Origin of the sequence: Corynebacterium sp. (assembly GCF_030535495.1) — a bacterium.
Lineage (GTDB): Bacteria > Actinomycetota > Actinomycetes > Mycobacteriales > Mycobacteriaceae > Corynebacterium.
The window spans coordinates 1-14,651 of record NZ_JAUNRW010000054.1; the positions used below are offsets into that span (position 1 = coordinate 1).

At 68.0% G+C, this 14,651-nt stretch carries 9 protein-coding genes; 5 read left to right on the plus strand and 4 right to left on the minus strand.

Annotated elements, in window-relative coordinates; translation table 11 throughout:
- The gene (locus Q4F73_RS07845; RefSeq protein WP_303358798.1) at positions 1 to 897 is read right to left on the minus strand and encodes an alpha/beta hydrolase; all 897 of its coding nucleotides are present in this window, start codon (positions 895 to 897) and stop codon (positions 1 to 3) included.
- Between the two features lie 91 nt (positions 898 to 988).
- Between Q4F73_RS07845 and Q4F73_RS07850 the strand changes: the two genes are divergently transcribed.
- Positions 989 to 1,609, plus strand: coding sequence for a hypothetical protein (locus Q4F73_RS07850; protein ID WP_303358799.1), 621 nt, complete (start codon positions 989 to 991; stop codon positions 1,607 to 1,609).
- Positions 1,610 to 1,712: 103 nt separating this feature from the next.
- Here Q4F73_RS07850 and Q4F73_RS07855 read toward each other — a convergent pair whose 3' ends face one another.
- A complete protein-coding gene (locus Q4F73_RS07855; protein WP_303358800.1) occupies positions 1,713 to 3,653 on the minus strand; it encodes a M13 family metallopeptidase in 1,941 nt (646 codons plus the stop codon).
- A gap of 44 nt (positions 3,654 to 3,697) precedes the next feature.
- Here Q4F73_RS07855 and Q4F73_RS07860 point away from each other — a divergent pair, with 44 nt between their 5' ends.
- The 4 genes from Q4F73_RS07860 to Q4F73_RS07875 all read left to right on the plus strand — a co-directional run bounded on the left by Q4F73_RS07860 (position 3,698) and on the right by Q4F73_RS07875 (position 11,148).
- Positions 3,698 to 4,297: a hypothetical protein gene (locus Q4F73_RS07860; RefSeq protein WP_303358801.1), complete on the plus strand. Its 600-nt coding sequence runs from the start codon at positions 3,698 to 3,700 to the stop codon at positions 4,295 to 4,297.
- Positions 4,294 to 5,148 (plus strand): PrsW family intramembrane metalloprotease, encoded by an 855-nt coding sequence (locus tag Q4F73_RS07865; RefSeq protein ID WP_303358802.1) that lies wholly within the window; start codon positions 4,294 to 4,296, stop codon positions 5,146 to 5,148. Before Q4F73_RS07860 ends, Q4F73_RS07865 begins: the two co-directional genes overlap by 4 nt.
- Positions 5,149 to 5,240: 92 nt before the next feature.
- Positions 5,241 to 9,731 (plus strand): glutamate synthase large subunit, encoded by a 4,491-nt coding sequence (gene gltB / locus Q4F73_RS07870; RefSeq protein ID WP_303358803.1) that lies wholly within the window; start codon positions 5,241 to 5,243, stop codon positions 9,729 to 9,731.
- A complete protein-coding gene (locus tag Q4F73_RS07875) occupies positions 9,724 to 11,148 on the plus strand; it encodes a glutamate synthase subunit beta (protein ID WP_303358804.1) in 1,425 nt (474 codons plus the stop codon). Before gltB ends, Q4F73_RS07875 begins: the two co-directional genes overlap by 8 nt.
- 129 nt (positions 11,149 to 11,277) lie before the next feature.
- Here Q4F73_RS07875 and Q4F73_RS07880 read toward each other — a convergent pair whose 3' ends face one another.
- Entirely contained in the window at positions 11,278 to 12,246 is a 969-nt protein-coding gene (locus Q4F73_RS07880; protein WP_303358805.1) for a hypothetical protein, read from the minus strand.
- 158 nt (positions 12,247 to 12,404) lie between these two features.
- Positions 12,405 to 14,651: arabinosyltransferase C-terminal domain-containing protein (locus tag Q4F73_RS07885; protein WP_303358806.1), on the minus strand; the 2,247-nt coding region annotated here is incomplete at its 5' end.

Sequence of the window (14,651 nt, forward strand, 5' to 3'; positions counted from 1 at the left end):
CTACGACTGCGCCCGCAGAAACTCCGCCACGTCGGCGATCTTCTGCCGCGCCACCTCCGGGGTGGAAACGCGATGGCGGGCGACGTACTCGCGGACCTCATGATCCCCGGTCTCCGGGCGGGAGGCGATCTCATCCTGCAGTGCGATCTGTACCAGGGTGGTTGGCCAGTCCTGCGGGGCGGGGACGGACTGCCCCGCACGGATGTCCTCCGGGAGGCCGGCGACGCTGCCGAGGTCGGGGAAGGTGAGCACGAGGGCGTCGAAAAGCGAGGCGTTCATCGCCGCCAGCGCGGCGCCGGAGGAATAACCCCAGCCGGTGATGGAGCAGGCATTGTGGTGCTTGGCGTAGCCGACGGCCCGGCGGACCAGGGCGTTCATCTCCGCGACGGTGCTCTGCGGGGCCAGGGGATAGTCGAGGTCGAGGATGACCGTGCCCGAGCGCTGGGCCGCGGCCGCGACCTCAGGGCGCCAGGAGATCTCCAGAGCGTTACCGGAACCGCGCCACCAACCGCCGGAGTGGAAGCTGATCGCCCACGCGCCGGTCGGCTCGGACGGGGTGAACAGGCGTCCGCCCACCTCAGGCACCTCTGCGACCTCGATGCCCTCGGCCCAGACCACACCCGGCATCGAGTGGTCGAGCCCGGAACCGAGCATGAGCATGGAGGCGTGTGTGATGCGGTCGGACAGACGGGCGATGTAGTTGTCGGCCGGATCCGGATCGCCGTCCCCGCCCTTCCACGGCGGGGTGAAGTCCGGTAGTTCGTAGTGCGCATCGATGTACGAGTAGAGCTGCTCCAGCTGCTCCTCCGCGGGCATCTCACGGTCGACCCCGCCGACCTGGAAGTCCGCGCGGAACTTCTCTTCCTGCAACTGCTCGGGCGTCTTCTCGGCTGTCATGGTCGCCAGCCTAGTGCGCGAGCCCGCCCGTTGGGGGGTCCGGCGGTCTACGCTGGAAGCAAAAGGTTATCGACACAAAAGGGAGTCCCCCATGAGCGGCGAAGCACTCATCTACGACTCAGAACTCGACCCCACGAAGGACGATATCGCGGCGCGTTTCGCGGGTATCGTCACCCTGCTCGGTAGCTACCGACTGGTGGATCCGGCAGGTGAGGTGGGCATCGAGGTCCTCATCGGTTCCGATCTCGACGGCCGCGGCGTGCAGCTGCCCCTGACCTACCGGCCCAGTGAGTTCTCTCCCGACCACACGCTGGTGGAGATGGAGCACAGCGAGCTCGGCCACCGCTACGTGTCCAACGCGCTCGGCGATCCGGTGGCGGTCACCCAGTTCATCCGCACGATCCTCGAGGGTGACGACGGGGCGCGCCGTTCCGACGGGGTACCGGCCGCCCTGGACATCCGGGGGTCCGGCAAGGAGGGCAAGGTCGAGATCACCGACCTCGAGCTCACGGAGGTCACCCGGCAGCGGGCGGTGGGCCATGCCGTGGTCAATGGCGAGGGCAAGGACTTCCAGCTCATCGTCCCGCACCTGCTGCGTCGGCTCAACCTCACCGGCGTGGACGCCAACACCGCCCGCCTGCACCTGGTGGGCTGGCTGCCGTCGATGCCGGAGAAGCAGCGTGTGTGCGCGGAGCTGAGTATCCGGGACTAGGGTTCTGCAAAGACGCACCCGAACGGTGTTCAGTTCTGTGCAAAATCCCTGTTCGGGTGTTGTCTGGACGTAATCTCTTGCAGGCGGCGGGGCGGGGGCCGGCCTACCAGATGGTCACCCGGTCCTCGGGGCGGATCCACATGGGGGAGTCCTCGGTGACCTCGGGGAAGGCCCGGTAGAACTCGTCGATGTTGGCGGCGATGACGTTGCAGCGGAACTCGGCGGGGGAATGCGGGTCGATCGCCAGGTACTGCTGCGCCTGCTCGGGACGGATGGCGGTGCGCCACACCCGCGCCCAGGACAGGAACAGCCGCTGCAACCCGGTGAACTCACGGCCGCTGAGATCCGGATCCGCGCCCTCGGCCTCGAAAGTAGCCACGGGTGAGGTGTCGAAGTCGAGGCCGCGGTCGGCGAGGTAGCGTCGATAAGCAATGACGGCGATGCCCAGTCCGCCGAGGTCGCCGATGTTCTCGCCGAGGGTGAACTCGCCGTTGACGCCCTCCGACTGGATACCGGCATCGCGCAGCACGGAGGGGATCAACCCGGTGAACTGGCCGACGAGCTTGTCGGTGAGCTCGGTGAACGCCGCGCGGTCCGCGTCGGTCCACCAGGAGCGCAGGTTGCCGTGGCCGTCGTACTGGGAGCCCTGGTCGTCGAAACCGTGGCCGATCTCGTGGCCGATGACCGCGCCGATGGCGCCGAAGTTCTCCGCGGCATCCATGTCGGGGGAGTAGAAGGGCTCCCGGAGGATGGCGGCCGGGAAGGTGATGTCGTTGACCACCGGGTTGTAGAAGGCGTTGACGGTCTGCGGAGTCGAGAACCACTCGTCGCGGTCCGCCGGCTTGGCGATCTTGTTCAGTTCATAGTCCTGCAGGAACGCCGAGGCCTGACGCACGTTGTCCAGCAGGGAGGCACCGTCGGCGGTGAAATCGAGACCCTCGTAGGAGCGCCACACATCCGGGTAGCCGATCTTCGCCTTGAACTGGTCGAGCTTCTCCAGGGCGCGCTCCCGGGTCTCCTGCGTCATCCACGGCAGCTGCGAGATGCGCTCGCGGTAGGCCTCCACGAGGTAGTCGACCAGCTCGAGCATCTCCGCCTTGGAGGACTCCGGGAAGTGCTTCTCGACGAAGATCCGGCCCACCTCCTGGCCGACGAGGGACTCCACCAGGCCGACGCCGCGCTTCCAGCGGTCCCGCTGCTGGGTGGCCCCGGAGAGCAGGGTGCCGTAGAACTCGAAGTTCTTGGCGCCGACCTCCTCGGGAAGCACGCTCGCCCGCGAACGGAGGATGTGCCAGGTGGCCCACAGCTGCCAGTCGGCGAGGCGGTCGTCGCTGAGCAGGCCCGCGAGATGGGTGACGTAGGAGGGCATCATGGACACCAGCCGCTGCTCGGGCAGGCCGGTGCCGATGAGCAGGCGGCGGATGACGGCGGGCAGCGCGTCGAACTCGACCGGGTTGTACGTCTTCACCGCATCCCGGGTCGCCACCACGTCCCAGTGACCGGCGGCGATCTCGGTCTCCAGGGCGATGATGCGCTCGGTGGCGATCTCCGGGGTCAGGCCGAACAGGCGCGCGGGGTCGAGGAAACGCAGCATGTCGGCGACGTGGCGTCGATAAGCAGTGACGACGGTGGCGTGCTGCGGCTCGCGGTAGTAGGCCTCGTCGGGCAGCCCGAGCCCGGACTGGATGAGGTAGGCGATGGCATCCTCGGAGTCCGAGTCCTTCTCCACCCAGAACGTCAGCGGGGCAGCCACCCCGAGGCTCTCGAGCTCGCCGAGGCGGGCGGCGAACGTGGCCGCATCCGGGGCGCTGAGCAGGTCCAGGTCCGGGTCGAGGGGGGCCATGCCGGCGGCATTGACGCCCTCGACGTCCATGAAGGAACGGAAGAGTCGCCCGGCGCGGCCGGTATCGGATTCGATGATCTCGCGGACGTCCGCCTCGGCGTCGTCGCGGAGTTTGTGGAAGGTGCCGTCGACCCCCCGGTCCTCCGGAATCACATGGGTGGCCAGCCACGGGCCGTTGACGTAGGCGTAGAGGTCATTCATGTCCCCAACTCTAGGTGAGTGGCGGGGCATTAGGGTGGGGTCCCATGAGCCTTTATCGCCTGCAGCCGAGGACCGACCGGAGGTGGTGGTTCGCACTCTTCGGGGCGACTGCCCTCACGTTGCTCCTGCCCGCACTGCTGCTGCCCGTCGTACCGTCGCGCACCATCTCTGAACAGGTGGTGCTCGGTTCCGAGGAGGGGTGGAACATTCCGCTCGAGATGCAGTGCCGCCCGTCCACCGAGGTGCTGCACGCCGGATGGAGCTGCGGGGATGTGCTCACGCAGACCATGAACGTCGCGGGTGGCACCGACCCCGACCGCACGCTGCGGCGGATGATGCGGGCCATGGCGATGTTCCCGCCTCCCGAGGATGCGGAGATCCTGCGGGAGGGGTCGGCGCGGATGATCATCGACGACTTCTCGCGCTCTGTCGGTATGTCGCTGGAGGGCGGCGATGACCGGGAGGACGAGACGATGATCGTGGTGCTCACCGGCCCCGGCGGGCAGGTGGCGCCGCTGGCGGACACCGTGTGGCAGGAGTTCACCGGTCGGGAGCTGCCGGGGATCGTCCGGGAGGCCATCGAAGCCACGCGCGGGGACGGTGGCTTCCGTCTTCCTCTGGAGCCGCAGGTGGTGACGGTATGAGCTCGCTGTTTCGCGTCACCCTCATCACACTGAGTGTCATCGCCGTCCCCGTGGTCCTCTACTTCTCTGCCACGAACTTCCTCATCTCCTGGGTGGGAGCCTCGCTCGGCATCGTTTTCGCGGTGGTCTATCTGGCGCTGGTGCTGTGGCTGCTGTCGCGGTCGCCCATGTGGCCGGAGAAGGACGGAGCCGGCTGGAAGTGGGTCGTCAGCTCCCTGTTGTGGGGCGCAGGTGTCAGTTTCGGGCTCATCATGATCGGGGGCATCCCCCTCATGACGCTCACGGAGCGGCTCGGCTGGAAGGTGGTGGCGGCGTCCTTCGGTGGGGCGTATCCGGAGGAGATCGCCAAGGTGCTGGGGGTGGGCGTCATCCTCTTCACCTTCCGGGCCCTCAACCGGCCGTGGCACGGGCTGATGACGGGTGCGGTCATCGGACTCGGATTCGAGGTGTTCGAGAACCTCCTGTACGGCTCCTTCGGGGCCACGCTCCATCCCAACACGGATCTGCAGGGCAGCCTTGATGTGTGGGGTCTGCGCGTGCTGGCCGGACCGGGACTGCACATCATCTTCACCGCGTTGGCCGGGTGGGGGCTGGGCCTGGCGGTGTTCATGGCCGGGCGCTCCCGTCTCTGGCGCATCGGGGTGGCCGGGGGGTGGTTGTTCGTCGCCTTCGCGCTGCACTTCGCGTGGAACCTCCTGTGGCCGCGGGAGCTGTGGCTGATGATCACCTACCTCGTCGTGGCAGCGATCATGTATCCGCTGGTCATCTGGGTGTGGATCCGCGCGCACCGGATGGCGAAGGCGGACGATTCCTACGCCTACAGCCCGGCTCCGGTGAGGTCTGTGGTGTAGGAGGCTCCCCCTGGTTGTGCATTACCTATTGCATGACAGGCCCGGATGTAGTTTTCTGTAGAGCGACAGACAGATAACTTGAGGAGGTACCCATGCGCCGAGAAGGGCTCTACAACCCGGCCCACGAACACGACGCCTGCGGAGTCGGATTCGTCGCGGACATGCACGGACGGGCGTCGAGAAGCATCGTGGACCGGGGCCTGAAGATCCTGGCCAACATCGACCACCGTGGTGCCGCCGGCGCGGACCCCGACACCGGCGACGGCACCGGCATCCTCCTCCAGATCCCCGACGCCTTCTACCGCGAGGTCGTCGACTTCGAGCTGCCCGCGGCCGGGCACTACGCCACCGGCATCGCCTTCCTGCCCACCCGCCGCATGGATCTTCTCGACGCCCGCCGCGAGATCGAGAACATCGCCCGCGAGGAGGGCGCAGAGGTCCTCGGCTGGCGCGAGGTCCCCGTCGACCCGCGTGGCCTGGGCACCGCCGCCCGTGAGACCATGCCGCGCTTCAACCAGCCCTTCATCGTCGCAGAGGGCAAGGAGGGCATCGAGCTCGACCGCGTCATGTTCTTCCTGCGCAAGCGCTGCGAGCGTGACCTGGGTACCAAGCACGGCGAGGACACCGTCTACTTCCCGTCGTTGTCCGCGCGCACCATCGTCTACAAGGGCATGCTCACCACCCCGCAGCTCGGGCGCTTCTTCCTCGACCTGCAGGACCGCCGACTGACCTCGGCGATTGCCCTGGTGCACTCGCGCTTCTCCACCAACACCTTCCCCTCGTGGCCGCTGGCGCACCCCTACCGCCTGGTCGCCCACAACGGCGAGATCAACACCGTCACCGGCAACGAGAACTGGATGCGCGCCCGCGAGGCCCTCATCAACTCCGAGCAGCTCGGACCCCTCGAGCGCATCCTCCCGGTGTGCACCCCCGGTGCCTCCGACACCGCGCGTTTCGACGAGGCCCTCGAGCTCCTTCACCTCGGCGGCTACTCCCTGCCGCATGCCGTGGCCATGATGATCCCGCAGGCCTGGGAGCACAACCCCACCATCGACCCGGAGCTGCGCGACTTCTACGAGTACCACTCCTGCCTCATGGAGCCCTGGGACGGCCCGGCCGCCGTCGCCTTCACCGACGGTTCGCTCGTCGGCGCCGTCCTCGACCGCAACGGCCTGCGCCCGGGACGTATCTGGGTGACTGCGGACGACACCGTCATCATGGCCTCCGAGGCCGGCGTGGTCCCCGTCGAGCCGAAGGACGTGGTCAAGCGCACCCGCGTCGAGCCGGGCCGCATGTTCCTGGTGGACACCAATGCTGGGCGCATCGTCCCCGACGAGGAGATCAAGGCCCGCCTGGCCGCCACCGCGGACTACCGCTCCTGGATCGCCGACAACTTCGTTCCCCTGGCCGATCTGCCGCAGACCCGCTACGAATACATGCCGCACGAGCGCGCGGTCCTGCGTCAGCGCGTCTTCGGCATCACCGAGGAGGACGTCGAGCTCATCATCGCCCCGATGGCGCTCAACTCCGCCGAGGCCCTGGGCTCGATGGGTTCGGACACCCCCATCGCCGCGCTCTCGCAGCGCCCGCGCATGCTCTACGACTTCTTCTCCCAGCGTTTCGCCCAGGTGACCAACCCGCCGCTGGACGCCATCCGCGAGAAGCCCGTCACCTCCATGGACACCCTGCTCGGCGCCCAGTCGGACGTGCTCCACCCCGGCCCGGAGGCCGCCCGCCGCGTGCGTATCGACGGCCCCGTCCTGGACAACCACGACCTGGCCACCCTCATCCACGCCGATGACCACGGAGAATGGTCCTCCTTCCACGCCGACGTCATCTCCGGCCTCTACCCGGTGGCCCACCACGGTTTCGGCATGCGCGAGGCCATCGACCGCGTCCTGCGCGAGGTGGACAACGCCATCGCCGGCGGTGCCTCCCTCATCGTGCTCTCCGACCGCGAGTCCGACGAGCGCTTCGCCCCCATCCCCTCCCTGCTGCTCACCTCCGCGGTGCACCAGCACCTGGTCACCGAGCGCACCCGCACCCGCTGCTCGCTCATCATCGAGTCCGGTGACGCCCGCGAGGTCCACCACCTGGCGATGCTCGTCGCCTTCGGCGCGGACGCCGTCAACCCGTACATGGCCTTCGAGACCATCGATGAGCTGCGCATGGTCGGCCAGCTCGGCGACCTCACCCTCGACGAGGCCTGCACCAACTACGTCACCGCCGCCACCTCGGGTGTGCTCAAGGTGATGTCGAAGATGGGTATCGCCACCGTCGCCTCCTACCGCGGCGCCCAGCTCGCCGACGTCACGGGCCTGTCCCAGGAGCTTCTCGACGCCCACTTCGGCGGCCTCCCCTCACCCATCGCCGGCGTCGGCCTCGACGAGCTCGCCGCCGACGTCGCCGCCCGGCACCGCTCCGCCTTCCTGCCCCGTCCCGAGGAGCTCGCCCACCGCGATCTGGACCTCGGTGGCGAGTACAAGTGGCGCCGCGAGGGCGAGTACCACCTGTTCAACCCGGAGACCATCTTCAAGCTCCAGCACGCCACCCGCACCGGCCAGTACGCGATCTTCCGCGACTACACCCGCTCCGTCGACGATCAGTCGGCCCGCCTGGCCACCCTGCGCGGCATGCTCGAGTTCTCCTCCGACCGCCCGCCGGTCCCGCTCTCCGAGGTCGAGCCCGTCTCCGCCATCGTCTCGCGTTTCTCCACCGGCGCCATGTCCTACGGCTCCATCTCCGCCGAGGCCCACGAGACCCTGGCCATCGCCATGAACCGCCTCGGCGCCATGTCGAACTCCGGTGAGGGCGGCGAGGACGCCGCCCGCTTCGAGCACGAGCGCAACGGTGACTGGAAGCGCTCCGCCATCAAGCAGGTGGCCTCCGGCCGTTTCGGTGTCACCAGCCACTACCTCAACAACTGCACCGACATCCAGATCAAGATGGCCCAGGGTGCCAAGCCCGGTGAGGGCGGCCAGCTGCCTCCGGAGAAGGTCTACCCGTGGATCGCCGAGGTGCGCATCACCACCCCGCACGTCGGGCTCATCTCCCCGCCGCCGCACCACGACATCTACTCCATCGAGGATCTGGCCCAGCTCATCTTCGACCTGCGCAACGCCAACCCGGATGCCCGGATCCACGTCAAGCTCGTCGCGGAGCAGGGTGTGGGCACCGTCGCCGCAGGTGTGGCCAAGGCGCACTCCGATGTCATTCTCATCTCCGGCCACGACGGCGGAACGGGTGCCTCCCCGCTGACCAGCCTCAAGCACGCCGGTGGTCCCTGGGAGCTCGGCCTGGCCGAGACCCAGCAGACGCTGCTGCTCAACGGCCTGCGTGACCGCGTCCGCGTGCAGTGTGACGGTCAGCTGAAAACCGGACGCGATGTCATCGTCGCCGCCCTCCTCGGCGCCGAGGAGTACGGCTTCGCCACCGCGCCGCTCGTCGTCGAGGGCTGCATCATGATGCGCGTGTGCCACCTGGACACCTGCCCCGTCGGTATCGCCACCCAGAACCCGGACCTGCGCGCCAAGTACACCGGCCGCGCCGAGCACGTGGTCAACTTCTTCACCTTCCTCGCCGAGGAGGTCCGCGAGTACCTCGCCGAACTGGGCTTCCGCACCCTCGACGAGGCCATCGGACAGGCCCAGCTCCTGCGCCAGCGCACCGACTCCGACTTCGTCACCGCCAACCCGCGCGCCGCGCAGCTCGACCTCAGCCCCATCCTCCACATGCCGGAGGGCACCGCACGGCAGACCACCACCCAGGACACCGGCCTGCGCGGCGTTCTCGACGAGCGCCTGCTTTTCGACGCCGAGGAGACCATCGAGGCCGCCGCCCGGGGGGTGGCGAAGCAGATCGAACTGAGCTACCCCATCACCAACATCGACCGCACGGTGGGCACCATGACCGGTTCGCGCATCACCCGCGCCGCCGGGAAGCCCGGACTGCCCACCGACACCGTCCACGTCACGCTCACCGGTTCCGCCGGCAACTCCGCCGGCGCCTTCATCCCGGCCGGCCTGACCCTCAACCTCGTCGGTGACGCCAACGACTTCGTCGGCAAGGGCCTGTCCGGCGGGCGCATCATCCTCAGCCCCCACCCGGAGGCCCCGCCGCAGCTCACCGGCGACCAGCCCGACATCATCGCCGGCAACGTCATCGGCTTCGGTGCCACCTCGGGTGAGATCCACATCCGCGGCGCCGTCGGCGAGCGCTTCTGCGTGCGTAACTCCGGCGCCGTCGCGGTGGTCGAGGGCATCGGCAACCACGGCTGCGAGTACATGACCGGCGGCCGCGTGGTGGTCCTCGGCGAGGTCGGGGACAACTTCGGCGCCGGCATGTCCGGCGGCATCGCCTACCTCGCCCCCGTCGGGGATCTCGACCGGAAGATCAACCCGGGCCTGGTGGACGTCGAGAAGCTCGACGACGAGGACATCGCCTTCCTCGAGGAGGCCATCGAACGCCACCGCCGCCTCACCGGCTCGACCAGCCCGTGGCAGGCACGCGACCTGGTCAAGATCATGCCCCGTGACTACAAGCGCGCACTCATCCAGCAGAAGGAGGTTGCCCACCATGGCTGACCCGCACGGATTCATGAAGTACGACCGCACCGAACTCCCGCACCGCCCCGTCCCGCTGCGTCTGCTGGACTGGAACGAGGTCACCGAACTCGGTGACGTCACCGAGCAGGCCGCCCGCTGCATGGACTGCGGCGTGCCGTTCTGCCACTCGGGCTGCCCGCTGGGCAACATCATCCCCGAGTGGAACGACCTGGTCCGCCAGGGCCGCTGGCGCGAGGCGTGGGACCGCCTGCACGCCACCAACAACTTCCCGGAGTTCACCGGCCGCGTGTGCCCCGCGCCGTGTGAGGGTGCCTGCGTGCTGGCCATCAACGACGACGCCGTGGCCATCAAGGACGTCGAGGTCGCCATCGCCGAGCACGGCTTCGAACAGGGGTGGGCCGAGCCCGTCACGCCGTCCTTCAGCACCGGTATGCGCGTGGCCGTCGTCGGCTCCGGTCCCGCCGGTCTGGCCGCTGCGCAGCAGCTCACCCGCGCCGGACACGAGGTGACGGTCTTCGAGCGTGACGACGCCCCCGGCGGCCTCATGCGCTACGGCGTGCCCGAGTACAAGCTCGAGGACCGCTTCCTCGACCGGCGCCTCGACCAGATGAAGGCGGAGGGCACCCGCTTCGAGTGCGGCGTCTCGCCGTCCGCTGCGGACCTCGCGCTTTTCGACGCCACCGTCCTGGCCACCGGCACCCCCGTCGCCCGCGAGCTGCCCGTACCGGGCCGTGAGCTCAGTGGTATCCACCAGGCCATGGAGTACCTCCACGGTGCGGAGAAGGACTCCCGCGAGATCGACGCGCAGGGCAAGAACGTGGTCATCATCGGCGGCGGCGACACCGGCACCGACTGCTTCGGTACCGCCATGCGCCAGGGTGCGGCGAGCGTCACCCAGTTCGACATCCGCCCGCGTGCCCCGAAGATGCGCGCCGCCTCCACCCCGTGGCCCATGTACCCGCTGGTGTGGCGCCTGGCCACCGCCCACGAGGAGGGCGAGTACGTGGAGACCTCGGAGCGTCGCTTCTCCGTCAACACCGTCTCCTTCTCCGGCGAGAACGGCGCCGTGACCACCATCCACGGCAACGAGGTCAAGGTGGTCGACGGCCGGCGCGTGCCCATGCGCGGCACCGACTTCGAGATCGACGCCGACCTGGTGCTCATCGCCCTCGGTTTCTCCGGGGCGGAACGTGACGGCATCCACGCCGAGCTGGGTGTGGAGTTCGACGAGCGTGGCCGCATCGTGCGGGACTCCCAGTACCGCTCGAGCGTGCCGGGTGTCTATGTCGCCGGTGACAACGGTCGCGGCCAGTCGCTCATCGTGTGGGCCATCGCCGAGGGCCGCGCTGCTGCTGCGGCTGTCGACGCCGACCTCATGGGTGAGACCGCCCTGCCGGTGGCTGTGACCCCGGAGGATGCCCCGATGGGAGTGTAGGGCGCTGGGGGCAGCTGCGTCCGCGCCAGTGCCAGTGCCCCCTCCCGTCCCGTCCCCTCCCGTCCCCATGCACATGCATACCCCCCATGCTTGTGCATGGGGCATCTGCACCAACTCGTGTGCCCCCCGTCAATCGAGGTGGATCGACGGCAGGTACGGCCGCGGCGGCAGCCCCAGAGCTGTGAGCGTCCCCCGGTAGGCGGAGAGATTCGCCACCTGCCGGTAGTTGTATGACCTGGGCACCGTGCCCTTCTGTGCTAATTCATGGGCCCGGTTCTTCTCCCTGCGCAGCGAGAACTGCTGGGATTCCGCATCCTGCCCGTACTTCTCGTACCCATCGAGCTCGATGTATTTCGTGGTGCCTTTCACACCGAAGTCGATGCGGAAAACGGTGCCGTCAGAACCTCTCACCTCGACCTGGGGAATGACCTCGAAGTCACCGAAGAAGACCACCTGCGCCAGGAACATGGCTTCCTGGGCGGATTCGACGATGCCGGTCACGTTGTCGAGCAACAGGTCCTTGGGGATGCTGGCGTTCGTCTTCTGCAGTTCGTCCTTGAGTTCGGCGATGGTGAGCTTGTTCTGACGCAGGGCACAGCAGGCGGCGACGAATCCGGCACCGAAACCATGCACCCTGGTCAGATCGACGATGGTGCGGGCCACGGAGGTGACCTGGACCCCGTCCATTACGACGCAGTCCTCCGCCTTCAGTTGAAAATGCAGCTCCCGGTAGTTGAGGAGGCCATTTTCCTTGATCATCGCCCCGTTGCCTCGCCGGTAGAAACAGTGCGTCTGGGGGACTGTAGCGTAGGTCCACAATCCGTGGACTTCGGCAGCCGAGTATCCCGCGAGAGTGCGCCCCTTCCGGGAGCCCAACCCGATGGCCTGCAGCCGGAATTTCTCCCACCCCCGCAACTGTGTGTAGTTCTGCGAGCAGACGTAGGAGCCGCGCCCGATCGGCACGATCGCTCTGTGCTTGACCAGCATGCGCATGACATTGCTGGCGTCCGGCATGTTCTGCTGGTCGCTACGCAGGATCAATCCGTCCGTGCGGATGACGCAGCGCTCGAGCAGCCTGGTGACGTACGTGGTGTTCATGGTCCCCCTCGAAGTAGATGTGTCTGCTGTATTGGACTCATCGAAGGAGGCAAAGGTTCCGTGCGGTCCGGGAACGAGTACATCCCCCATGCATAAGCATGGGGGATGTACCCAAACCCACGCGGCAGCCCCACCAAGAGCGCCACCGACAGCCGGGACTACCCCGTCGAGATGTTCATCTCCGAAGGCTTCCACCAGCCGGAGCGCTGGATGACCTCATGGGTGATCTCGGCCTCCGCAGGGGCCTGGCCGACGGAATTCGTCCGGAGCTCGTAGATCTCGATGGAGCCCCAGTCGCGGTGCCAGTCGTTGCGGGTGTAGCTGGGCAGCTCGTAGGAGGAGTTGACTGCCTCAGCGGTGCCCATGACGCCGCCACCGTCGTAGTCCTGGAACGGGGTCAGCGTGGCCTTGCCCGGGTGGTCCGGGGAGATGCGGAACTCGGGGATCTCGGCCACACCGGCGTAGTGGTCGAACGTGCGCTGGCAGGGGAACTGCAGGGCGACGGCCCAGTCGAGCAGGCCCGGTCGCTCGGAACCGATGACGTTGTCGAGAGAGTCCAACGTGGGCACCCGGGGCGGGGTGAACGCGATCCACTGGTCGGGGTCGAGGCTGAGGTCGGTGGCCACGATGCGCACCACGTTGGCCTCGTCCGGAAGGGCGTCGATGGGCAGACGCAGGTTACGCCAGGACGGCAGGGGGCCGATGTCGAGCATCTCGATCTCCTCGACATTGCTCACCCGCCCGCTGGCATCCTGCGTGCCGTACTCGAGGACCAGCTCCTGGCCGTCGTGCTTCACGCCGTTGATGTCGTGGTGCTCGATACGTCCGGCGGCGGACACGACGATGAGGGGGGCGTCCTCGGTGGCGTCGGGAAGCTCGTACCAGGAGGTGGTGATGCTCGCCGGGTACTGGGTGCCGGCCGTCCACGAACCGACGACCGGCACCGTGGTGTAGTCGAGATCGAAGGGCAGGCGCGCGCGGGAGCCGTTGATGCCGACCTCGGCGCGGGTGCCGCCGGTGTTGCCCGTCTCCTGTCCGGTGGCCTCATCGGATCCACCGGAGTTGTCACTGTCCGCGATGGCACCGACGGAGGCGGTGGAGACGGAGTCCTGGTTGATCGTCGGCGGGACGTTGTTGGCGGCGAAGCCGCGGCTGTCACCGGACTCGAGGGACTCGCCCAGCGGCACGCCGTCCACGGCGGTGAGGAAGGCGTCGTTGGAGTTGGTCTCCACCATGGCGTCGTTGGCGAGGCTGCAGGTGTTGCCGGTCAGCGAACGCAGATTGCCCATGCCGACCGAGTAGGCGGGCGCCTGGGAGACGAAGGCCTTGGCGAAGGATGCCAGGGAGAACAGGATGATGAACACGCAGGCCACGGCGATGGGTGCCGCCGCCAGGCCGGCCCAGCGACTGCGCCTGCTCGCCGCGGTTGCCGCCTGCTCGGCCTGCACTGCCGAGTCACCGTGGGTTTCGGCGCGGGCGCTGCGGATGTCGCCCATGAAGGACTGCAGGACGCCGATGAACAGCACCGCCAGGGCGATGAACAGCATGATCGTGGAGGACTCGACGGCGTTGTACTGGACCGTCTTGTCGAACCACGGGATGCCGTAGCTGGAGACGTACCACCAGCCGTTGATGCCGGCCAGCGAGATCGCGGAGATGAACAGCACGGCGCCGATCATGAGGGTGCGGGCACGCGGGGAGCGCATCGCCAGCGCCGACAGGGCCACGGCTGCCAGCGCGGCCAGCGCACCGGCGATACCGGCGTAGACGCCGAAGTGGTGGGTCCACTTCGTCGGCGTGAACATCATGAAGAACATGGTGCCGAAGATGATGAGGATCAGACGCAGCGACGGATCCTTGGCGGCACCCGGCACGCGCCCGTTGCGCAGGATCGCCGCGATGACGATCGCCAGGCAGAAGAACATCATGAGCACGGCGAAGCGGCGGGTGAGCGAGCCGTCGACGGTCTGTTCCATGAGGGTCTGGTAGCGGACCCACTCGTCGTACCAGTTCAGCGCGGGTCCCTTCGCGGAACGCACGCGGATCGCCTCGAGGACCGACGCCAGCGTCTGGTCGCCGAACACACCGATGAGGATGGCGGTGCCCGCCGCGAGGAACGGGGCCAGCATCGCGGCCACCGCCGTCGTCACGCTGCTTCTCGACGCCCGCTCGCCCCCCGGTCCCCGTCCGGCCCCCAGCAGCGGGAGACGACGGTAGAGGATGCGGATGAGGCTGGACAGCGAGGCCAGCAGCGCGGACACGGCCATGAGGCCGGTGGGGCCGGCGCCGAGGGAGATGGTCGCCAGGATGACACCGACGGCTGCCGGAAGCAGACGGGAGGTGGCGATGGCCCGCTCGAAGGAGGCCCACGTGAGGACCGCGCCCATGGCGATGATCGGCTCCGG